Annotated in this window: 20 protein-coding genes; 13 read left to right on the top strand and 7 right to left on the bottom strand. The window is 67.0% G+C overall.

The window, feature by feature from the left end; translation table 11 throughout:
• Nucleotides 1-19: 19 nt before the first annotated feature.
• From B9N72_RS11035 to B9N72_RS11015, 5 genes are read right to left on the bottom strand one after another with little or no spacing between them, the layout of a single operon-like run.
• On the bottom strand, nt 20-946 hold the full coding sequence (locus B9N72_RS11035) for an LpxL/LpxP family acyltransferase (RefSeq protein WP_085276449.1): 927 nt from the start codon (nt 944-946) through the stop codon (nt 20-22).
• On the bottom strand, nt 943-1,242 hold the full coding sequence (locus tag B9N72_RS11030) for an ApeI family dehydratase (protein WP_085276448.1): 300 nt from the start codon (nt 1,240-1,242) through the stop codon (nt 943-945). Before B9N72_RS11030 ends, B9N72_RS11035 begins: the two co-directional genes overlap by 4 nt.
• A gap of 2 nt (nt 1,243-1,244) precedes the next feature.
• The gene (locus B9N72_RS11025; protein WP_085276447.1) at nt 1,245-2,591 is read right to left on the bottom strand and encodes an AMP-binding protein; all 1,347 of its coding nucleotides are present in this window, start codon (nt 2,589-2,591) and stop codon (nt 1,245-1,247) included.
• A gap of 33 nt (nt 2,592-2,624) precedes the next feature.
• Nucleotides 2,625-3,281 carry a COG4648 family protein gene (locus B9N72_RS11020; protein ID WP_085276446.1) on the bottom strand — a complete coding sequence of 219 codons (657 nt, stop codon included), beginning with the start codon at nt 3,279-3,281 and terminating at the stop codon, nt 2,625-2,627.
• A complete protein-coding gene (locus B9N72_RS11015) occupies nt 3,278-3,556 on the bottom strand; it encodes a phosphopantetheine-binding protein (protein WP_085276445.1) in 279 nt (92 codons plus the stop codon). Before B9N72_RS11015 ends, B9N72_RS11020 begins: the two co-directional genes overlap by 4 nt.
• 237 nt (nt 3,557-3,793) lie before the next feature.
• Here B9N72_RS11015 and B9N72_RS11010 point away from each other — a divergent pair, with 237 nt between their 5' ends.
• The 3 genes from B9N72_RS11010 (at nt 3,794) to B9N72_RS11000 (ending at nt 6,129) form a co-directional block, all read left to right on the top strand.
• Nucleotides 3,794-4,480, top strand: coding sequence for a phosphatase PAP2 family protein (locus B9N72_RS11010; RefSeq protein WP_085276444.1), 687 nt, complete (start codon nt 3,794-3,796; stop codon nt 4,478-4,480).
• A 58-nt stretch (nt 4,481-4,538) separates the two neighbouring features.
• Nucleotides 4,539-5,564 carry a chorismate transformation FkbO/Hyg5 family protein gene (locus B9N72_RS11005; protein WP_234985951.1) on the top strand — a complete coding sequence of 342 codons (1,026 nt, stop codon included), beginning with the start codon at nt 4,539-4,541 and terminating at the stop codon, nt 5,562-5,564.
• 238 nt (nt 5,565-5,802) lie between these two features.
• Nucleotides 5,803-6,129 (top strand): thioredoxin family protein, encoded by a 327-nt coding sequence (locus B9N72_RS11000; RefSeq protein WP_085276443.1) that lies wholly within the window; start codon nt 5,803-5,805, stop codon nt 6,127-6,129.
• Between the two features lie 285 nt (nt 6,130-6,414).
• Here the strand turns inward: B9N72_RS11000 and B9N72_RS10995 are convergent, their stop codons facing one another.
• Complete coding sequence (locus tag B9N72_RS10995; protein ID WP_085276442.1) at nt 6,415-6,930, bottom strand: DUF1269 domain-containing protein; 516 nt, start codon at nt 6,928-6,930, stop codon at nt 6,415-6,417.
• A gap of 417 nt (nt 6,931-7,347) precedes the next feature.
• Between B9N72_RS10995 and B9N72_RS10990 the strand changes: the two genes are divergently transcribed.
• The 5 genes from B9N72_RS10990 to B9N72_RS10970 all read left to right on the top strand — a co-directional run bounded on the left by B9N72_RS10990 (nt 7,348) and on the right by B9N72_RS10970 (nt 12,208).
• Nucleotides 7,348-8,484: a cytochrome c oxidase subunit II gene (locus B9N72_RS10990; RefSeq protein WP_085276441.1), complete on the top strand. Its 1,137-nt coding sequence runs from the start codon at nt 7,348-7,350 to the stop codon at nt 8,482-8,484.
• 181 nt (nt 8,485-8,665) lie between these two features.
• Nucleotides 8,666-10,423, top strand: coding sequence for a cytochrome c oxidase subunit I (ctaD, locus tag B9N72_RS10985; RefSeq protein ID WP_085276440.1), 1,758 nt, complete (start codon nt 8,666-8,668; stop codon nt 10,421-10,423).
• On the top strand, nt 10,420-11,040 hold the full coding sequence (locus tag B9N72_RS10980; protein ID WP_085276439.1) for a cytochrome c oxidase subunit 3: 621 nt from the start codon (nt 10,420-10,422) through the stop codon (nt 11,038-11,040). Before ctaD ends, B9N72_RS10980 begins: the two co-directional genes overlap by 4 nt.
• A gap of 112 nt (nt 11,041-11,152) precedes the next feature.
• Nucleotides 11,153-11,848 (top strand): heme-copper oxidase subunit III family protein, encoded by a 696-nt coding sequence (locus B9N72_RS10975; RefSeq protein ID WP_085276438.1) that lies wholly within the window; start codon nt 11,153-11,155, stop codon nt 11,846-11,848.
• 9 nt (nt 11,849-11,857) lie between these two features.
• Complete coding sequence (locus B9N72_RS10970) at nt 11,858-12,208, top strand: cytochrome C oxidase subunit IV family protein (protein ID WP_085276437.1); 351 nt, start codon at nt 11,858-11,860, stop codon at nt 12,206-12,208.
• Between the two features lie 63 nt (nt 12,209-12,271).
• On the opposite strand, the gene B9N72_RS10965 is transcribed toward B9N72_RS10970, so the two are convergent.
• Entirely contained in the window at nt 12,272-13,285 is a 1,014-nt protein-coding gene (locus B9N72_RS10965) for a LacI family DNA-binding transcriptional regulator (RefSeq protein ID WP_085276436.1), read from the bottom strand.
• 268 nt (nt 13,286-13,553) lie between these two features.
• Here B9N72_RS10965 and ptsP point away from each other — a divergent pair, with 268 nt between their 5' ends.
• The 5 genes from ptsP to B9N72_RS10940 all read left to right on the top strand — a co-directional run bounded on the left by ptsP (nt 13,554) and on the right by B9N72_RS10940 (nt 21,822).
• Nucleotides 13,554-16,055, top strand: coding sequence for a phosphoenolpyruvate--protein phosphotransferase (gene ptsP / locus B9N72_RS10960; RefSeq protein WP_085276435.1), 2,502 nt, complete (start codon nt 13,554-13,556; stop codon nt 16,053-16,055).
• Nucleotides 16,052-17,008: a 1-phosphofructokinase gene (gene pfkB, locus B9N72_RS10955; protein ID WP_085276434.1), complete on the top strand. Its 957-nt coding sequence runs from the start codon at nt 16,052-16,054 to the stop codon at nt 17,006-17,008. The genes ptsP and pfkB overlap by 4 nt, the downstream gene beginning before the upstream one ends.
• Nucleotides 17,009-17,260: 252 nt before the next feature.
• Nucleotides 17,261-19,006, top strand: a complete 1,746-nt coding sequence (locus tag B9N72_RS10950; RefSeq protein ID WP_085276433.1) for a PTS fructose-like transporter subunit IIB — start codon at nt 17,261-17,263, stop codon at nt 19,004-19,006.
• A gap of 269 nt (nt 19,007-19,275) precedes the next feature.
• Nucleotides 19,276-20,217: an ABC transporter substrate-binding protein gene (locus B9N72_RS10945; RefSeq protein WP_085276432.1), complete on the top strand. Its 942-nt coding sequence runs from the start codon at nt 19,276-19,278 to the stop codon at nt 20,215-20,217.
• Nucleotides 20,218-20,328: 111 nt separating this feature from the next.
• Nucleotides 20,329-21,822, top strand: coding sequence for a sugar ABC transporter ATP-binding protein (locus B9N72_RS10940; RefSeq protein WP_085276431.1), 1,494 nt, complete (start codon nt 20,329-20,331; stop codon nt 21,820-21,822).
• Nucleotides 21,823-21,847: the final 25 nt, after the last annotated feature.

Raw genomic sequence — 21,847 nt, 5'->3', positions numbered from 1 at the left:
AGGTGCACGCATGATCGGTTTAGCTTTCATCCCAAAAATCGTAAAAATTGAACCAGTTGAATGGGTAGGCACGGCAATGACGTTCCAGCGCCGCCACGTATTTATCGAGCAGCGCGGCCATCGCTTGTTCCCTGCCCTGGCGTCCCGTGCCGGAAAAATCCTCCAGCAACTCGAAATGCACGCGGTAGCGGTTGCCGCCCAGATAGATGCCGGCCATGAAGTACACCGGGTGCTTGAGCATGACCGCCATGCGGAAAGGGCCGCTGGGAAAGCGCGCCGGCGCGCCCAGCAGCGGGCGGCTCAGATACTGGTCCGGCCCGGAGGCGCGGTCGGCCAGGATGCCGACCAGCGCGCCCTCCTCCAGCCTGCGGTGCACGGTCAGCATGGCGTCCAGCGTCCCCAGCGCGATGATGTCCTGCTGCGCCTGCGGGTTGATGGCCTGCAGGGCCTGGTTGATCTGGCGGGCATTCTCCGGATACATCGCCATGCTCATCTGCAGCTCCGGATGGCTGCGCGCCATCGCCCGCAATACCTCGAAGCTGCCCAGATGAGCGCCGAACAGCAACAGCCCCTGGCCGCTGTCGTAGTAGCGGTGCAGCGTCTCAGTGCCGGACAGATCGATGTGGAAATCGTCGAAACGGTCGCGCAGCAGATAGACCCGGTCGTGGATGGTGCTGGCGAAGCTCAGCACATGCCGGTACAACTCGTGCCAGCGCGGCGACCGCCCCAGGCTGCGCGTCAGATAGGCGCGGGACGCTGCGCGCGCCTTGCCGCCGAACAGCAGGAAATAGGCGGCGATGCCGTACAGCACCAGCCGCGAGCAACGCCGCCCCAGCAGGCTGGACAGCGTGGACATGATGCGCAGCCAGAAGCGGTTGCCGCGTTCGCGCTGCTGCATCCAGGCCGGCGCGGCCGGCTGCGGTCCCGAGGCGGTCGGCTCGCTCACCCGGCCTGCTCCACGGCGATGGCGAACTTGCCGTCTGCCACCTTGCGCTGTTCATGGAAGATGGCGAACGCCACCGCCGCCGCGTCCTGACGGAATTCCAGCCGCAGCGACTGCCCCGGGCTGACTGGGTTGTGGAACTTGGCCAGCAGCAGCCCGCCCAGTTGCAGTTGGCAGGCGTCCTCGATGGCCAGCATGGCGTGATCGAGCAGCACCACGCCCGGCAGCACCGGACGGCCGGGGAAATGCCCGGCGTAGGCCGGATGATCGCTGGGGATAGGGAGTGTGGCGTGCTGCATGCTTAGTCCCGCTTAGGAAGGTGTTGCACGATCAGGTCCTGCAGGGTGCGGGCCAGTATCTTGCCGTTGCCGTCGCGCGGCAGGGTGGCGACGAACACCACGTGGCGCGGCAGGAAGACCGAATCGATGTGCTGGCGCAGGCCGGCCAGAATCCGCGCACGGTCCAGCCCCGGTGCGACCACGAAGGCGGCCAGGCGCTCCACTTCGCCGTTGCCGCTGCGCTCGGGTATGCAGAATACGCCGTCCACCACGCCGGGCAGGCCGGTGAGCGTGGCATTGAGGAAGGACAGTGAACTGCGCTTGCCGGCGACGTTGATCATGTTGGCCTTGCGATCCACCAGGCGGAAGCGCTGCGGGCTGAACAGCTCGAGGGTGTCGTTGAGCATCTGCGGCGTTTCATACACCTCGCCCACCGCCCAGAACTCGTCGTCACGCTGTTCCAGCGTGATGCCCTGCAGGGTCTGCCAGTGGCTTTCCCGCTCGGTCTCGCGGGTGGCGACCTGGCCGGTTTCGGTGGAGCCGTAGATTTCCAGCACCGGGCAACCCAGCTGTTGCCGGGTCTGTGCGGCCAATTCCACCGATAGCGGCGCGGTGGCCGACAGGATGACGGCGATGTCCGGCAGGGCGATGTCCGCCTCCAAGAGCTTGCGCAGGTGGAACGGGGTGATCACCAAAAGGCGCGGGGCCGGCATTTCTGCCAGGCTGGCCGCGATGTCGGCCGGGAAGAAGGGGATGTGCGGCGACATGCGCCCGCCGCCGAGAATGGGCAGCAGCACGCTGGACTCCAGCCCGTACATATGACGGATGGGCACCGTACCCACCACCGAGCACGGTGCGCCGGCCCCTGCCCATACCCGCTCGGCCCCGGCCAGGACGGCCAGCCGCAAGCGGCCGAAGGTCTTGTAGTGCGGCATCGGCGTGCCGGTGGAGCCGGAGGTGTACATGCAGGCGACACGCTGGTCGAAGGGAATCAGCGGCATCTCGGTCGCGGCCGGCGGCACCGGCGGCGGCAGGACATCCACCCGGAAATACGGCAGGCCCTCCACCGGGCAGGCGGCCTGGTCGCCCAGCACCAGGAGGCCCGGCTGCTCGGCCGCCACCATGGCGATATGCTCGGGCGCGGCCGAATTGGGCAGCACGGTGAGCATGCCGCGGGCGATGGCGGCGAACAGCGCGACGGCAAACCAGTAGCGGTCGGTGCACAGGTTGGTCACCCGCTGCCCTTCGGGCAGCGCGGCAGCCAGCGCCATCACGTGGGCGAGGAAAGTCTCCCGGTCAATCGCCTTGCCCTGGCGAAAGGTAAAAGCGGCATGGCGGTCGGCATCGGGAAGCAGCGGAATCAGGCTCATGGAACGGAAAGGATCAAGGTCGGCAGTTCGGGACTAGTCAGCGGCGTCCCGGCATTGCGTGTATTTGCGATAGGACTGGATGGTCTGGGCGATGCTGAAGTGTGGCTGGCCCGGCAGCGCGCGCAGACGGACCAGGTATTCGCCACCGAACATCAGCCCCAGCGACAGCGGGGTGAACAGCGAGGCGAACAGCGCCCAGGTGGCGAGCTCGGCAAACGCGAACAGCAGCAGCGAAATGCCGGCACTGGCCGCAAAGTACAGCGTCCAGGCCAGGGTGACTTTCCAGGTGTAGTGCAGGTAGCGCGCATCCAGCGGATCGGCGCTGGCAAAGCGGGCAATGCGCGAGCACAGGGCGCCCTCGTGGCTGCCCAGGGTGCTGCCAAACATGATGCCGAGGCTGGTCATGATGCCGGCGTGCTGAAAGAAGTAGAGCCAGGCGGCGTGCGACAGCAGGCGATCGAGATTCAGGGCAACGGCCAGTAGCACGCCCGTGCACAGCAGCATGGCCGGCAGGCGGAAGGCGGAGTTCCAGCAGGCGACAATCACTCCGAGAGTCAGCGGGGCGGCACCGATCAGCACGGCGTACAGCGGCGGCTGGCTGGAGGACGAGGCCAGGTAATCAAATACCAGGTAGGCCCCGGCCACCAGGGCCAGCAACACCAGGCGCACGGTGCGCCATAGCCCGGTCATTTGCTGCGGTGCTCGCGGATATAGGACGCCAGCGCGCGCAGGGAGGCAAAAATGGTGGAGTTGTCTTCGCTGTCAGCTTTCATCTGCACACCGTACTGCTTGGACATCACCAGTGCGATTTCCAGGATGTCGATAGAGTCGATCCCCAGCGCGTCACCGTACAGCGGCGCCTCAGGAACGATGTCTTCGGGTGCGATATCAAAGTTCAGCGCGGTAACGATATGCCCGGCGATTTCACGTTCCAGAGCCAGATCCGGTGCAGTAGCTTTTTCCATAATTTGAAATAAATAGGGTCTTGTTTAAAGGAAATGCTGACAATCGCCAACGTCGCGCAGTTTCGGTATCATCGCCCTGCCGATTGAAACATGTCATGGGTATAACCTTTCGACATGCCTTTCCGGCACCAGCTAAAGTCTGCGCGCGCGCGCGGAAAATCCAATCGCGGAGTATAACAAATATTCCCATCGGCATACCACCGCCACCGCCCGGACACCATTTTTCGAGGAGCCGTTTTGAACAAGGGAGTGATCAGCAAGCCCCCCGGCCAGGCCGGGATCATGGCCACCATTCTGGCCCACTTCTGGTTCAAGATGTTCGGCACCATGGGCTTCACCTCGGTGTTTTTTGTCGGGTATGTGTACTTGTTGCGTCACCCGGCCTCCGCGGTCACCATCATTCCCGCCACGCCGCTGGACCAGTGGCTCGGCTTCCAGCCATGGGCATTGCCGGTTTACCTGTCGCTGTGGGCCTATGTTTCCCTGCCGGCGGTATTGATGCTGAGCCGGCGTGAAATTGTCGAGTACGGTTTTCGGGTTGCCCTGCCCTGCCTAGCGGGGCTGGCGATATTCTATTTCTGGCCCAATGCCATCGCACCGGCCGATATCGACTGGAAGCAGTATCCCGGCGTGGCCTTCCTGAAAAATGTCGACACGGCGGGCAATGCTTTTCCTTCGCTGCACGTGGCCACCGCCGTCTTTTCCGCCCTCTGGCTGCACTGGCGCATCCGGCTGCTGCGGCTGGGCCGCGGCCTCGAATGGCTCAACATCGTCTGGTGCGTGGCCATTGCCTATTCCACCATGGCGGTCAAGCAGCATGTGGCGCTCGACGTGCTGGCCGGCACGTTGCTGGGGCTGGGCACGGCCTGGCTGACCGGCCTGAAGGCCCACGCCTGCGGCGGCAGCCTGCCGCAGCCGCGTTGAGCCACGGCCCGCCCTACTCCCGTTTACCATTTCGCCGTTGCAGACGAAACATCGCATCATGAGTCCAGACACCAGCTTGCAGTTTTTCCAGTGTGACCCTTCCGCCAACGGCGGGCACCCGCTACCCGCAAACGCCGGCATCCTGGGCATGAGCAGCCTGCATCATCCGGCGCCGGCCTTGCCCTGGCCGGTACAGCGGGTACACATGCCTCTGCTGGGAGGCTGGCAACAACTGCACGAGTACTGGCACAGTGCGACACCCTGCCGTCGCGGTCGCTTCCAGGACATCCACTTCAGTAGCAACGGGGACCTGCTCTACGGCGTGATCGAACTGGAAGAAGGCCATGGCAGCGATATCGGCACCGCCTTGCAGTTGGCCGCAGAAAAAGCCTACCGCCAGCTGTTCTCGCTGCTGGAGGCCGAAGGCTTCCCGCACCTGTGGCGGGTGTGGAACTACGTGCCGCGCATCAATGAGGTGGAACACGGACTGGAACGCTACCGGCAGTTCAACATCGGTCGTCACCAGGCGTTTGCCGACTTCGCGCGGCCGGTGGACAGCAGCCCCGCCGCCTGCGCGCTGGGCGTGGCCGAGGGCCCGCTGAGCATTGCCTTCCTGGCGGCGCGCCGGGCGGCGCGCGGCATCGAGAACCCGCGCCAGATCAGCGCTTTCGAGTATCCGCGGCAATACGGACCACGCAGCCCCACCTTTACCCGTGCCGCCATCGCCGACAGCGGCCGGCACGACATTCTGTTCATTTCCGGCACCGCCAGCATCGTCGGACATGGCACCGTGCACATCGACGATGTGGTGGCCCAGACCCGGGAAACGGTGGCCAATATCGCCGTGCTGGTCGAGCAAGCCAGGCAACTGGCGCCGGCCGCCGGCTACGCCCTGGCCGGGCTGGACTACCGGGTTTACATCCGCCACGCGGCCGACTACCCCAAGGTGCGCGCCACGCTGGAGCAACTGATCGGCCGCGATATCCGGGCCGTGTATGTGCAGGCCGACGTTTGCCGCAGCGACCTGCTGGTGGAAGTGGAGGCGCACGGCATCGCCATACGCCCGGAACTTGGCACTCCCTAGCCATCCCTTAGAACCTGTTCACGATCTGTCGCGAGCGGCCCTCAGCGGGGTGAAGAGCAGCGCAGAAACCGGAATGTACTGGAGTACATGAGGATTTCCGATCGCTGAGCCAATCTCTGAGTGCCAATCTTCGATTGGCTCAGCGATAGATTGGCACGCAGTGCACATGAGCCCCGATCAGGGGTGCGCAGCCAGATCGTGAACAGGCTCTTACCCTGTCGCGAGGAAAGAACTACCCATGAACACCCGTTATGCCGACAGCGAACCGTCACGCGCCGAGATCGACGCGATGACCGGCCCTATCCTGGTCGAATTCGGCGCGCCGTGGTGCGGCCACTGCCAGGCCGCGCAAGCGCTGATCGCCGCCGCGCTCTCCGCCCATCCGGTCGTGTGCCACATCAAGATCGAGGATGGCAGGGGGCGGCGGCTGGGGCGCTCGTTCGGGGTGAAGTTGTGGCCGACGCTGGTCTTTCTGCGCGACGGCCAGGAAGTGGCACGGCTGGTCAGGCCGGATGACGCGGGGTCGATCGGCCACGCGCTGGCGCGGATCGATGCCGTGCCGTGACCCGGGCTTCGGCCAACGTTGACCACCACAGCAGCACCGCTACGGGTCCATCGCTTCGCAGGCATCACGCCCTCCCCCGGCCCAGACGCTGCGTCTGCTACTACGGCGAAACACGCAACGTGGCGGCCACGGTGAGCGACATGTGGCAAGGCGCCGGCCGCGGGCACGCTCGCCCAGGCGGCCTTCCAGACCAACGTGACAACGGCGGGGCCTCGCGCTCCCGCCGTTGGTTTTGACGACACGCCTCCCGCCGGCCGCCTGACGCCGGCGGCGGCAAAACGCGGCTCAGGGGAAGGCCGGAATCGTCGGTTCGACACCTTCCAGATGGGCTTCCGGATGAATTTTCCGCAGCAAGTTCTCGATATCCTCGACCTCGGCGGCCCGCACATCCACCATCAGCAGAATCTGGCCACGGTCGATAGCCTCGCGGAACGGCTTGAGCCGGCTGTTGGGCACCGAACAGCCGATCATGCTCGCCGCCCAAGGCCCGAACACGGCGCCGATCAGGAAGGTCACCAGCACCACGCCGCCCCACGGCAGGCCGGTGTCGGCCAGGATGAACAAGGCGGCCACCAGTCCCGAAATCAAGCCGGTGGCCCCACCGATGATCAAGCCCATCTCCGCGCTGTGGACGATGTCCGATTCCTGGAACAGGTTGGCACGGTGGAGACTGGACAGATCGACGCCTTCCTTGGCGAGAAAATGGATGTGTTTTTCCTCGATGCGCGCCAGCAGCAAGTCGTTCATCAGGCGCTGGGCATCGGCCAAGTCGGGAATAAGGTAATAAATCCGTTTGCGCATGGCGCCACCTCCCGGATTGCGATTGAAAATCAATACCTTGAAGTCATTTTATAGACCCAAACCCGCCCACTCTCAATCCCGCACCGCCCTGGCCGTCCCACTGCGCCACGCTCGGCGCACCGATCGCCACCGTGCCCTTTGTCCACAATGTGCTAAGTTGAAACCACTGGAATGGCGGATCCGGGCACGCTTGGCCAAGCCCTGCAGCACACGGGGCAACGGCCAGGAGCCGGGGTCTGTTGCATCGACTGCCGCGTCAGGCCGGAACATGTCGTCGATCCGACACGCTTGTCTGGCGCGCTGAAGCCGGCCGGCCACTCACCCGCCCTGCGCCGCTGGAGCCTGCGGCCCGTGACTGTTGTCCCTCATGCCGGACCGGGGTGTTCCGCGAGGAGAACTACGCAGGACCGATACCCTATGGCACTCGCAATCGTCTTGATGGCGCTGGTCGCCGCCGCCGTCCTGTTCCACTTCCTGAGTCCGTGGTGGCTCACGCCGCTGGCCTCCAACTGGGGACAGATCGACACCACGCTGATGATCACCCTCGCCATCACCGGGGCGTTCTTCATCGCCATCAATCTGTTCGTCGCCTATTGCCTGATCCGCTTCCGCCAGCGCGACGGCCACCGCGCCGCCCACGATCCGGAAAACAAGAAGCTGGAAGGCTGGCTGACCGGCCTGACCGCGGTAGGCATCGTCGCCATGCTGGCCCCGGGCCTGTTCGTCTACGCCGCCTATATCGATCCCCCCGCAGACTCACTGGTGTTCGAGGCGGTGGGCCAGCAGTGGCAGTGGCGTTTTCGCTTCCCCGGCCGGGATGGCCGGCTGGGGGTCACGGATAGCCGCTTTGTGAGCGCGGAGAATCCGCTCGGCCTGGCCCCCAACGACCCTCACGGCCAGGATGACGTCCTGATCCTCAACTCGGAGGTTCACCTGCCCGTCGGCAAGCCGATCAAGGTCCTGCTGCGCTCTCAGGATGTCTTGCACGACTTCTACGTGCCGCCCTTCCGCGCGCGCATGAACCTGGTCCCCGGCATGGTGACCCATTTCTGGTTTACCCCGACCCGCACCGGCCGCTTCGAGATTCTCTGCGCGCAGCTTTGCGGCGTGGGCCATTTCAATATGCGCGGTTACGTGGTGGTGGAAGAACCCGCGGCTTTTCAGGCCTGGCTTGGCCGGCAGTCGACCTTTAGCCACGCAGAGGTCAAGACGGCTGCGCCGAACGCGCCGGCCGGCACCGATCTGGCCGCCCAGGGCAAGCTGCTGGCACAGAGCCGGGGTTGCGTGGCCTGCCACAGCGACGACGGCAGCGCCCGCGTCGGCCCGAGCTGGAAAGGCCTGTACGGCAAGACCGAGACCTTGGCCGATGGCAGTACCGTGCTGGTCGATCCGGCTTACCTCGCCGAGTCCATCCGCACACCGAACGCCAAGATCGTGCACGGTTACCCGGCGATCATGCCCCCGTTCAGCCTGAGCGACCCCGAGCTCGCCGCACTGATCGCCTACATGAGAACCCTGTCGGACAAGACCGTGGCGCAAGCCGGGACGCCCTGAGAACCTGTTCACGATCTGTCGCGAGCAGCCCTCAGCGGGGTGAAGAGCAGCGCAGGAACCGGAATGTACTGGAGTACATGAGGATTTCGAGCAGCACATGAGCCCCGATCAGGGGGGCGCAGCAAGATCAGGAACAGGTTCTGAGCGGGCCCGGACCGAAGACTGACACCAGGAGAGTGTGATGGCGTATTCCTCAGCCGAACAGCATCACGAACCGCACAGTTTCTGGACCCGCTATGTGTGGAGCCAGGATCACAAGGTGATCGCGGTGCAGTACACGCTCACCGCGATCGCCGTCGGCCTGGTGGCCCTGGTGCTGTCCAACCTGATGCGGCTGCAACTGGGCTTTCCGGGCCGCTTCGCCTTCATCGACGCCAACCACTATTACCAGTACGTCACCCTGCACGGCATGATCATGGTGGTCTACCTGCTCACCGCGCTATTTCTCGGCGGCTTCGGCAATTACCTGATTCCGCTGATGGTGGGCGCGCGCGACATGGTGTTTCCCCTGCTCAACATGCTGAGCTACTGGGTCTACCTGCTGGCGGTGCTGGTGCTGATGGCGAGCTTTTTCGTGCCCGGAGGCCCCACCGGCGCGGGCTGGACGCTGTACCCGCCACAGTCGATCCTGCCCGGCACGCCGGGTTCGGACTGGGGCATCATACTGATGCTGGTCTCGCTGTTGATCTTCATCGTGGCCGCCACCATGGGCGGGCTGAACTACGTGATCACGGTGCTGCAGGCGCGCACCCGGGGCATGACGCTGATGCGCATGCCGCTGACGGTGTGGGGCATTTTCGTCGCCACCATCATGGCCTTGCTGGCGTTTCCGTCGCTGTTCGTCAGCGGCGTGATGCTGCTGTTCGACAAGACGCTCGGCACCAGCTTCTTCATGCCGGCCATCGTTTCGATGGGGCAGGCGCTGAGTTACAAGGGCGGCAGTCCCATCCTGTTCCAGCACCTGTTCTGGTTCTTCGGCCACCCCGAGGTGTATATCGTGGCCCTGCCCGCCTTCGGCATCGTCTCGGACCTGATCAGCACCCATTCCCGCAAGAAGATCTTCGGCTACCACATGATGGTGTGGGCGATCGTGGCGATCGGGGCGCTGAGCTTCGTGGTGTGGGCGCACCACATGTTCGTCAGCGGCATGAACCCCTACTTTGGCTTCTTCTTCGCCACCACCACGCTGATCATCGCGGTGCCGACCGCGATCAAGGTCTACAACTGGGTGCTGACGCTGTGGAACAGCAGTATCCACCTCTCGGTGCCGATGCTGTTTGCCATCGGATTCATCAGCACCTTCCTGATCGGCGGCCTGACCGGGCTGTTCCTCGGCAACGTCAGCGTCGACATCCCGCTCTCGAACACTTATTTCGTGGTCGCCCACTTTCACATGGTGATGGGGGTGTCGCCGATCCTGGTGATCTTCGGCGGCATCTACCACTGGTTTCCCAAGGTGACCGGGCGGCTGATGAACGACACCCTGGGCAAACTCCACTTTTGGGTGACCTTCCTCGGCACCTACGCCATCTACTTCCCGATGCACTACCTGGGCATCCTGGGCATGCCGCGCCGCTATTACGCCTACGACAACTACGCCTTCATTCCGGCCTCGGCCCAGCAGCTCAATGCCTTCATCACGGTGGCGGCGCTGATCGTGGGCGTCACCCAACTGGTGTTTCTCTACAACCTGGTCCACAGCACGTTCCGCGGGCGACCGGCGGGGAGCAACCCGTGGCGCGCCACCACGCTGGAATGGCAGACCCCCGACACGCCACCGGGACATGGCAACTGGGGCGCGGAGCAGCCGGAGGTGCATCGCTGGGCCTACGACTACAGCGTGCCGGGCATGGCGCAGGACTTCGTGCCGCAGAACAGCGCGGTAGCGGGCGGTGGCGACGACCATGACCAGAAGGCGGCCGGGAGGAAAAAGACATGAGCGTAGCGCAGAGCGCCCGCCACGACGCGGGCGGGGCACGGGACGGCATGCCGAGCGCGGGCAAGCCCGCGCTGTGGGTGTTCATGGGCGTGGTGACGGTGCTGTTCGCCCAGTTTCTGCACGCCTACATCGTGCGCATGGGCTACGCGGATTGGCAGCGGCTGCCGACGCTGCCGACGGTGTGGCTGAACACTGCGCTGCTGCTCTTGAGCAGCGCGGCCCTGCAGTGGGCCCAGGTGGCCGGACGGCACGGCCGGCGCGCGGGCATGCGGGCGGGACTGTTCCTTGGCGGCGCGCTGGCGTTGGCGTTTCTCGCCGGCCAGCTGTGGCTGTGGCGGCAACTGACCGCGCTCGACTATGCCATCGCCAGCGGCCCGGCCAGCAGCTTCTTCTACCTGCTGAGCGGACTGCACGGCGTGCACCTGGCCGGCGGGCTGGTCGCCTGGGGCATGACGATAAGACGGGTGGGGCACAACGGCGTGACGGCGGACGGGCTGCTTGCCGTCGAGCTGTGCGCCCGCTACTGGCACTTTCTGCTGGCGTTGTGGCTGGTGCTGTTCGGTCTGCTGTTCATCGTGCCGCCCGCCACCATCCTGGCCATCTGCAGCAGCGCTTGAAGCCCGCCGTGCTCGGCTACGCGGCTGGCGTGCCGGCAGGACAACAAGGGGACGTGACCCAACCCGCCATCCGGGTCGGGCCGAGCATGTTCTTTTTGCGAGGTAGGCCATCATGGCACAGCGCAACTCATCCCCTCCCGAATCCCCGCTCACGCCCGCTGCCGGCTGGCAGGGGGTCGTGGTCGACTGGTCGGGCGACCGCGAGGCCTTCAAGGTGCCTTGGGGCAAGGCGATGATGTGGGTGTTCCTGCTCAGCGACACCTTCATCTTCGGCTGCTTCCTGACCGGCTACATGACGGTGCGGATGTCCACCACCGTGCCCTGGCCCAATCCCAGCGAGGTGTTCGCGCTCACCATCGGCGGCACGGCGGTGCCGCTGATCCTGATCGCCATCATGACCTTCATCCTGATCAGCAGCAGCGGCACCATGGCGATGGCGGTCAACTTCGCCTACCGCCGCGACCGCGCGAAGTGCGCGGCGCTGATGCTGGCCACCGCGCTGCTGGGCGCCTGCTTCGTCGGCTTGCAGGCCTTTGAATGGACCCACCTGATCGTCGAGGAAGGCGTGCGGCCGTGGAGCAATCCGCTGGGCGCGCCGCAGTTCGGCTCGACCTTCTTCATGATCACCGGCTTCCATGGCCTGCACGTCAGCGCTGGGGTGATCTATCTCGCCATCGTCGCGCTCAAGGTGTTGGGCGGGCGTTACGAGAAGAGCGGCAACTACCAGATCGTGGAAATCGCCGGGCTGTACTGGCACTTCGTCGACCTGGTGTGGGTCTTCATCTTCGCCTTCTTCTACCTGTGGTGAGGTGACGCCATGGAACACGCATCCGGCCAGCAGCACCCGATCGGCCTGTATCTGAAGGTATGGGGCCTGCTGTTCGTGCTCAGCACCCTGTCCTACCTGGTCGACTACTTCCATCTCCAGGGCTTCTTGCGCTGGTTCCTGATCGTGGCGTTCATGCTGCTGAAGGCGGGGCTGATCGTCAGCGTCTTCATGCACCTGCGCTGGGAGCGGCTGGCGCTGGTCTACGCCATCCTGATTCCCCCCCTGTGCCTCTTGGTGCTGGTGGGGCTGATGCAGGCGGAGGCGAACTACACCTTCTCGACACGTGGCGTGTTCTTCGGTGACGAGAGCGCGGCGACGGCGCACGTCAAGCCGAAGTGAGGGGACGGCGACCTTTCGGGTCCCGAACAGACGCCCCCGCGGGAAGCCGGTTCCAGCGGGGGTTCAAGGTTGGCCGAAGACGCCCTGGGCGGAAGGGTGCGGGCTGGTGGAACCGCGCACCAGCAGTCGGCCGGCCAGCACCACGCTGCGGATGCTGAGCCCGGGGTCGTCGAGCCGGCTCAGCAGCATTTCCATCGCGGTGCGGCCGATTTCGTACACCGGCTGTTCGATCACGGTCAGGCCGTTGCCGACCAGGCCGGTCCACACTTCATTGTCGAAGCCCGCCAGCGCCAGGTCGTGGGGGGAGGACAGCCCGGCACGCTGCAGCGCGCGCAGCGCCCCCAGCAGCAGCAGGCCGTTGCTGGCGATCAGCGCGTCGGGACGCTGCTCTTCGGCCAACCATTGCGTCACCACGGTCTCGGCCGCCTCGGCGGTGGGTGCGATGAAGCGCCCCTCCCCGGCCAGGCCGTGCGCGGCCAGCGCCGCCTCGAAGCCGGCGTGACGCTCGGACCCGGTGCTGCTGGTATTGCCGAACAGGCCGCCGATGTGGCGATAGCCCTGCGCCAGCAGGTGCTCGACCAACTGCGCCGCCGCCAGCCGGTTGTCCAGCACCACGGCGTCGGCCTGCCCGGCCGGCCCGGAGCGGTCGATCATCACCACCGGGAAGCCGTAGGCGTCGGGACGCAGGCGGCGCGCGGTGTCGCGCGTCGGCGAGAAGATCACGCCGCTGACGCGCTCCTCCTCCATCAGCCGCAGGTACATCGCTTCCTTGTCCGGGTTCTCGTCGGTGTTGCACAGGATCACCCGCATGCCGGCCTGGTAGGCGGCGTCTTCCACCGCACGGCTGACGGCGGTGAAGAAGGGGTTGCGGATATCCGACACGATCAGGCCGACGGTCTGGGTGTGTTGCGACCGCAGCCGGCGCGCCGACAGGTTGGGCCGGTAGCCCAGCTGCTTGGCGGCCTCTTCGACGCGCTGGCGCAGGGCCGCGCTGACCGGCCCGCTGCCCAATGCCCGCGAGACGGTGGCGACGGAGACCCCGGCGGCGGCGGCGACATCCTTGATTTTGGCGCTCATGGTGTCCTGATATCGATTTCCTGTATTGCGCGTGATCGTCGCTGAAATCGCGTCACTACGCAAGCCCCTTGTCTTGCCATGGTTGTCTCAAAAATGGCCACAGCCAAGGATTTCGCCATCGTTTGTTGACACAAGACGATTGACAGCAAAAATGTAATCGATTTCAATTGCTACACATCAATGATGAACCTGCCGCTGTCGGCGCACCCGGGCAAGCCCGTGCCGCAGTCCCCCTGGACAGGTTTCAGGCAAAGAGTGAGGAGACACCATGCCACTACCGCTGATTCCGGCCGAGCTGGTCCGGCTCGGAGCGAGCCCCGCCGACAAGAATGGCGCCATCGCCGAGGCCGGGCATTTGCTGGCGTCGGCCGGCTATATCGACCCGGCCTACATCGACAGCCTGCTGCGCCGTGAAACCGTCGCCAACACCTTCCTCGGCCATGGCGTCGCCATTCCGCACGGCATGATCGAAGACCGCTACCTGATCCGCCATACCGGCGTGGCGGTGCTGCAAATTCCGGGCGGCCTGGAATGGAACCCGGGACAGCGCGTACACCTGGTGGTGGCCATCGCCGCCCAATCGGACGAACACATCACCCTGCTGCGCCGCCTCACCCGCCTGCTGCAGGACGAGGCGCAGCTGCAGCGGCTGTTCGGCACCAACGACCCGGCCCCGCTGCTGGCGGCGCTCGGCGAGGATGCCGTGGTGGCCGAAGCGGCCGTGGCTACGGTTGCCGACCACGAGCACCACTTCAGCTGGACCATGGAATACCCCAACGGCCTGCACGCCCGTCCCGCCACGCTGTGGGTGGAAACCGCGCGCCGCTTCGACGCCGACGTGCTGGTGCGCAACCATCAGGAAAGCGCCGACTGCAAGAACCTGATCGGGCTGTTGCAGCTCGGCCTGCAGCACGGCCACGAACTGCACGTGTCGGCCTCCGGCCCGGAAGCCGAGCAGGCGCTGGCCACGCTGCGCGACGTGATGACGCGCATCACCGCGCAGGAGCAGGCCGACGCCGCCGCCGCCGCGCTGAAACAGAAAAACGCCAGTCGTCAGGGCTGGGCGCCGGCCGGCGCGCTGCCCTCGATCGGCGGCATCAGCGCGAGCCCGGGGCTCGCCATCGGCACCACGCGTCAATTGCGTGCGCACGCCGTCGAAGTGCGCGATCGTCCGGGCCAACTGATCGACGGCGGCGTCGAGCTGGAAGCCGCGCTCGTCGCCACCCGCGACGAACTGGAAGAGCTGGCGGTCGACACCGCGCGCCGTCTCGGCACCGCCGAGGCCGGCATCTTCCGCGCCCAGGCCGAACTGCTCAACGACAGCGAGCTGATCACGCTGACCTGCCGCTTCATGGTGCAGCAGCACGGCGTGGCCTGGGCCTGGCATCAGGCGGTGGAGCAGCAGGCCGGCCGTCTGGCAGCGCTGGGCAGCCCGCTGTTGGCGGCACGTGCCGCCGACCTGCGCGACGTCGGCCGCCGCGTGCTGGCCAAGCTCGACCCCAGCGCCGACACCGGCAGCAACGGCGTCAACGGCAACGGCGAGACCATCCTGATCGCCGCCGACCTGGCGCCGTCCGACACCGCCACGCTGGACGTCACGCGCACCCTCGGCCTGTGCACCGCGCAGGGCGGTCCGACCTCGCACACCGCGATCCTGGCGCGCACCCTGGGCCTGCCGGCGCTGGTGGCCGGCGGCGCCGCGCTGCTCGACGTGCCGGACGGCACCACCGTGATCCTGGACGGCCACGGCGGCCGGCTCTACCTCGACCCGTCCGCCGACGACCTGGCCTCCGCGCGGCGCTGGCTGGCCGAACAGCAGGAGCGCGACGCGCGCCAGGCCGCCGACCGCGCGCTGCCGGCGCAGACCCGCGACGGCCACCGCGTCGAGATCGCCGCCAACGTCAACCGCCCGGAAAAAGTGGCCGAGGCGCTCACCGCCGGCGCCGAGGGCGTCGGGCTGATGCGCACCGAATTCCTGTTCCTGGAACGCGACACCGCGCCGGACGAAGAAGAGCAGTACGCCACCTACCGCGCCATGATCGAGGCGCTGCAGGGCCGCACCCTGATCATCCGCGCGCTCGACATCGGCGGCGACAAGCAGGTGCCCTACCTCAACCTGCCGCACGAGGAGAACCCCTTCCTCGGCGTGCGCGGCGCTCGTCTGCAACTGCGCCGCCCGGACCTGTTGGAACCGCAACTGCGCGCGCTGTACCGCGCCGCGGCGCACGGCCCGATGTCGATCATGTTCCCGATGATCACGTCGCTGGACGAGGTGCGCACGCTGCGCACCCACTGTGAGCGCATCCGCCAGGAGCTGAACGCGCCGCAGGTGCCGCTGGGCATCATGGTGGAAGTGCCGGCGGTGGCGACCATGGCCGACAGGTTGGCCGAACACGTCGATTTCTTCTCCATCGGCACCAACGACCTGACCCAGTACGCGCTGGCGATCGACCGCCAGCACCCGGAACTGGCGCGCGAGGCCGACAGCCTGCACCCGGCGGTATTGCGCCTGATCCAGCAGACCGTGGACGGCGCGCGCCGCCACCAGGTGTGGGTCGGCGTGTGCGGCGGCCTGGCCGGCGACCCGCTCGGCGCCGCCATCCTCACCGGGCTCGGCGTGCACGAGCTGTCGATGAGCCCGCGCGACATCCCGGCGGTCAAGGCGCGGCTGCGCGCCGCCACCCACAGCACGCTGCTGGAGCTGGCGCGCCAGGCCCTCGACTGCGACAGCGCCGCCGACGTGCGCGCGCTGGAAGGAGACGCGGCATGACCCGCCCCATCGTCACCGTCACGCTCAACCCGGCGATCGACCAGACTGTGATGCTGGACCAGCTCCAGCCGGGCGCGGTCAACGTGGCGCGCTCGTCGCAGATCAACGCCGGCGGCAAGGGGGTGAACGTCGCCAGCTGCCTGGCCGACTGGGAGATCCCGGTGATCGCCACCGGCATCCTCGGGCGCGACAACGCCACGGCGTTCGAACAGCTGTTCGCCGACAAGGGCATCAACGACCGCTTCGTGCGCCACGGCGGTGCCACCCGCGTCAACATCAAGCTGGTGGACGGCTCGGACCACAGCACCACCGACGTCAACCTGCCGGCCCAGCCGGTCGCCCGCGCCACCTTCGACGCGCTGCTGCAGCAACTCGACGACCTGGCCGAGCCGGGGCGCTGCTTCGTGCTGGCGGGCAGCCTGCCGGCCGGACTCGCCGACGACTGCTACGCCGTGCTGATCGGCCGCCTGCGCCAGCACGGCGCGCACGTGGTGCTCGACAGCAGCGGCGCGGCGCTCTCCGCGGCACTGGCCGACGGCGTGGCCACCCTGCCCGCCTGCATCAAGCCCAACCGCCACGAACTGGAACAGCTGGTCGGCCGCGAGCTGGCGACGCTGGACGAGGTGAGCGAAGAGGTGGCGCGGCTGCGCGCGCGCGGCATCGCCGAAGTGGTGGTGTCGCTGGGCGAGGACGGCGCGCTGTTCGCCGGCAACGAAGGCTTCTGGCTGGCCCGTCCACCGAAAGTGGCGCTGACCAGCACCGTGGGCGCCGGCGACGCGCTGGTGGCCGGCCTGATCGCCGCCCGCTACGGCGGACGCAGCGCCCCGGATGCCGCGCGGCTGGCGGTGGCGTTTGCCGCCGGCAAGCTGGCGCAGGTCGGGCCGCACCTGCCGGCCGCCGCCGAGGTGGAAGCGCTGGCGGCACGTGTGGACCTGGCGCAGCTGGACGCCTGAGAACCTGTTCAGGATCTGTCGCGAGCGGCCCTCAGCGAGGTGAAGAGCAGCGCAGAAACCGGAATGTACAAGTAGTACATGAGGATTTCCGATCGCTGAGCGAATCAATAGATTCGCACGCAGTGCACATGAGCCCCGATCAGGGACGCGCAGCAAGATCGTGAACAGGTTCTGAGAACCGCAACGCATCAAACAAAGCAGCACAACGAAAAGCGGGACAAACCCGTATCACCGTGATTTGAGGAGACACAGATGGCACACCTACTGGCAGTGGTATCCTGCCCCGAACGTACCACCCACACCCTGCTCGCCGGCGAGGCGCTGCGCCACGGCGCCGAGCGCCTGGGCCACCGCATCGAGGTCGAAACGCGCAGCACGCACGGGGTGCAGGCGCGCCTGTCCGACGAACTGATCCAACGCGCCGACGCCATCGTGCTGGTCGGCGAAGGCGAAGCCGAGTCCGAGCGCTTCGCCCTGCGCGGCTGCCACGTCGCCACGCTGGAAGCGGTGCTGGCCGACGCCGATGGCGTCATCGCCAGCGCGCTGCAGGATTCCGCCGCGCCGCAACGCGCCGAGCCCACCGCCGCCGCGCAAGCCGCCAGCGCCGCGCTCGAGATCGTCGCCATCACCTCCTGCCCCACCGGCATCGCCCACACCTTCATGGCGGCCGAGGGCCTGACCCAGGGCGCCACGCAACTGGGCCACCGCATCAAGGTCGAGACCCAGGGTTCGGTCGGGGCGCAGAACACCCTGAGCGCGGATGAGATTCGTCGCGCCGACCTCGTCATCATCGCCGCCGACACCCAGGTCGACACCAGCCGCTTCGCCGGCAAGCGCCTGTTCCAGACCAGCACCAAGTCCGCCATCCACGACGGCGCCGCGCTGGTGAAACGCGCCCTCGCCGAGGCGACCGAGCAACCTTCGGCCAACGTGGCCAGCAGTGCCGCCCAGGCCGCGCCGGGCGAGGCCGCCAAGGCCCAGCGCACCGGCGCCTACAAGCACCTGATGACCGGGGTGTCGTTCATGCTGCCGTTCGTGGTGGCGGGCGGCATCCTGATCGCCATCGCCTTCGCGCTGGGTGGCATCTACGCCTTCGACGACGCCCACAAGGGCACGCTGGCCTGGGCCTTGTTCCAGATCGGCGCCAAGTCGGCGTTCGCGCTGATGGTGCCGGCGCTGGCGGGCTACATCTCCTACTCCATCGCCGACCGTCCCGGCATCACCCCGGGCATGGTGGGCGGCATGCTGGCCGCGAGCCTCGGCTCGGGCTTCCTCGGCGGCATCATCGCCGGCTTCATCGCCGGCTACGGCACCGACTGGCTCAACCGCCACATCAAGCTCGGCCGCAACCTCGACGGTCTGAAACCCGTCTTGATCCTGCCGGTGCTGGGTTCGCTGCTGGTCGGCCTGTTGATGATCTACGTGGTGGGCAACCCGGTGGCGTCCGCGCTCGCCGTGCTCACCGAATGGCTCAAGGGCATGCAGGGCAGCAGCGCGCTGCTCTTGGGCGCACTGCTGGGCGCGATGATGGCCTTCGACATGGGCGGCCCGCTCAACAAGGCGGCCTACGCCTTCAGCACCGGCCTGATCGCGAGCCAGGTGTACACCCCGATGGCCGCGGTGATGGCCGCCGGCATGACCCCGCCCTTGGGCATCGCGCTGGCCACCATGCTGTTCCGTGACCGCTTCACCGCCGACGAACACGAAGCCGGCAAGGCCGCCGGCGTGCTCGGCATCTCCTTCATCACCGAAGGCGCCATCCCGTTCGCGGCGCGCGATCCGCTGCGCGTGATCCCGGCCCTGATCGCCGGCTCGGCCCTGACCGGGGCGATCTCGATGTCCTCCGGCGCCGAGCTGAAGGTCCCGCACGGCGGCATCTTCGTGCTGCCGATCCCCAACGCCGTGAGCCACCTGGGCATGTATCTGGTGGCGCTGGTGGCCGGCACCGTCACCACCGCGGTCCTGCTGCGCCTGCTGAAAAAACCGCTGCAAGCCTGATCCGGTCGACCCGACCGCCCCGCCCTCCCGACCCGGCCAAGCCGGGCGGCGGGCGGCGGGGACTGGCTGCGGCCTTTTTTTCGGCCCAAGACGTAGTTTAACTACACCCAATTCGCATCGAAAGGGCACCCTCCGCGGCGCCAGGGGGAGGATTTCGCCCAAAAAGTTCCGCTGACGCGCCAACCACGCGGCGCGCCAATGCCATCACCTTGTAGCAAAAGTACGTTCAGCTGTAGCACCACACACAACACACGACACGGAGACACACCATGAACCTTCGCTACACCGTCCTGACCGCCGCCGTACTGGCCGGCCTCGCCGCCCCCTCCTTCGCCGCCCGTCCGCTGAAATCGGTCGGCGTCGCCGTGGGCGATCTTGCCAACCCGTTCTTCGTCGCCATCGGCAAGGGCGCCGAGGATGCCGCCAAAAAGATCGGCGGCCCGGGCGTCAAGGTCACTACCGTCTCCAGCAAGTACGACCTCAACACCCAGGTCGGCCAGATCGAGAACTTCATCGCCAACAAGGTGGACGTGATCCTGGTCAACGCCTCCGATCCCAAGGGTATCGAGCCGGTGCTGAAGAAGGCCCGCGCCGCCGGTATCGCCGTGGTGGCGGTGGACGTCGGCGCGCTCGGCGCCGACGCCACGGTGATGTCCGACAACGCCATGGCCGGCGCGGAATCGTGCAAGTTCATGGCACAGCAACTGGGCGGCAAGGGCAACGTGGTGATCGTCAACGGCCCGCCGGTGACCGCCGTCAGCGCGCGCGTGGCCGGCTGCAAGCAGGTGCTGGGCCGCTTCCCCGGCATCAAGCTGCTGTCGGACAACCAGGACGCCCGCGGCAGCCGCGACGGCGGCATGGAAACCATGGCCAACCTGCTGACCGCGCACAAGAAGATCGACGCCGTGTTCGCCATCAACGACCCCACCGGCATCGGCGCCGAGCTGGCGGTGAAGCAGGCCGGGCGCAGCGACGTGAAGCTGATCGCCGCGGTGGACGGCGCCCCGGACGCCGAAAAGGCGCTCAAGGACAAGAAGAGCCTGTTCGCCGTCTCGGCCGCGCAGAACCCGTACACCATGGCCACCATGGCGGTGCAGATCGGCTACGACATCCTCAACGGCAAGCCGCCGGCCAAGCCGGTGACCCTGCTGCCGACCCCGGCCGTGACCAAGGCCAACGTCGCCAGCTACACCGGCTGGACCCAGCACTGAGCCCCGGCGCGCGCCGCGGCGTCTCGACCGCCGTGGCGTGAACCGGCCCCGAGCAACGCGGAGGGGTGCCTTCCCCTCCGCCGTCATCCCGCGGGATGAACAGGAGTCGTCATGAGCTCGATCGCATTGGAAATGATGGGCATCGGCAAGCGCTTCGGCGCCAACAAGGCGCTGGACCAGGTCCGGCTCACCGCCTACCGCCACGAGGTACTGGCGCTGATGGGCGAGAACGGCGCCGGCAAGAGCACGCTGATGAAGATCCTGTCCGGCGTCTACCAGCCGGACGAGGGCGAGATCCGGCTGGACGGCAAGCCGGTGCGCATCGCCTCGCCGGCCGACGCGCGCGCAGCCGGCATCAACCTGATCTACCAGGAACTGGCGGTCGCCCCCAACCTCACCGTGGCCGAGAACATCTTCCTGGGCGCCGAGCCGCGCGCCCGTTTCGGCCGCGTCGATCACGACGCCATGAACCGCCGCGCCGACGAGGTGCTGGCCCGTCTCGGCGCGCGCTTCTCGGCCACCACGCCGGCGCACCGCCTGGGCATCGCCGACCAGCAGCAGGTGGAGATCGCCCGCGCCCTGATCCACGACAGCCGCGTGCTGATCCTGGACGAACCGACCGCCGCGCTGTCCGACCGCGAAAGCGAGCGGCTGTTCGAGGTGATCCGCCAGCTGCGCGACGACGGCATCGCGCTGATCTACATCAGCCACCGCATGGAAGAGGTCAACCGCCTGGCCGACCGCATCGCGGTGCTGCGCGACGGCAGCTACGTCGGCAGCATGACGCGCGCCGAGAGCTCGCCGCAGAAGCTGGTGCAGATGATGGTCGGGCGTCCGCTCGACGACTTCTACCAGCACAAGAGCGAGGCCGGCGCCGGGCCGGTACGGCTCGAGGTGCAGAACCTGGGGAGCCACCGGGTGCGCCCGGCCTCGTTCAAGGTACACGCCGGCGAGGTGCTGGGGCTGGCCGGGCTGGTCGGCGCCGGCCGTACCGAACTGGCGCGCCTGATCTTCGGCGCCGACGCCAGAAGCGGCGGGCGCATCCTGCTCGACGGTCAGGAAGTCGACATCCGCGAGCCGCTCGACGCCATCCGCCTCGGCATCGGCTACCTGCCGGAAGACCGCAAGGGCCAGGGCCTGTTCCTGCAGCTCTCGGCCACCGCCAACACCACCATGAACGTGCTGGGCCGCCATGCGCGCGCCGGCGTGCTCGACCACCCGGCGCTGAAGAAGCTGACGCAGCAGGCCATCGACCGGCTCGCGGTCAAGGTGTCCGGCACCGAGGGCATCGTCGGCGGCCTGTCCGGCGGCAACCAGCAGAAGCTGCTCCTGGCGCGCTGGCTGGCGATCAAGCCCAAGGTACTGATCCTCGACGAGCCCACGCGCGGTGTCGACATCGGCGCCAAAGTGGAGATTTACCGCATCGTCCACGAGCTGGCGGCGCAGGGGGTGGCGGTGATCTGCATCTCCAGCGAGCTGCCCGAAGTGATCGGGCTGTGCCACCGCGTGCTGGTGATGCGCGAAGGCAGTCTCGCCGGCGAACTGGCGGGCGAGGCCGTGACCCAGGAAGCCATCATGACGCTCGCCACCCACGAGGCGGCCTGACGCACAAGACAAACCAAGGAGACAA

Source organism: Pseudogulbenkiania subflava DSM 22618, from assembly GCF_900177275.1.
Lineage (GTDB): Bacteria > Pseudomonadota > Gammaproteobacteria > Burkholderiales > Chromobacteriaceae > Pseudogulbenkiania > Pseudogulbenkiania subflava.
The sequence above is the reverse complement of the archived record's forward strand: the minus strand, read 5'-3'. Positions and strand labels throughout refer to the sequence as shown.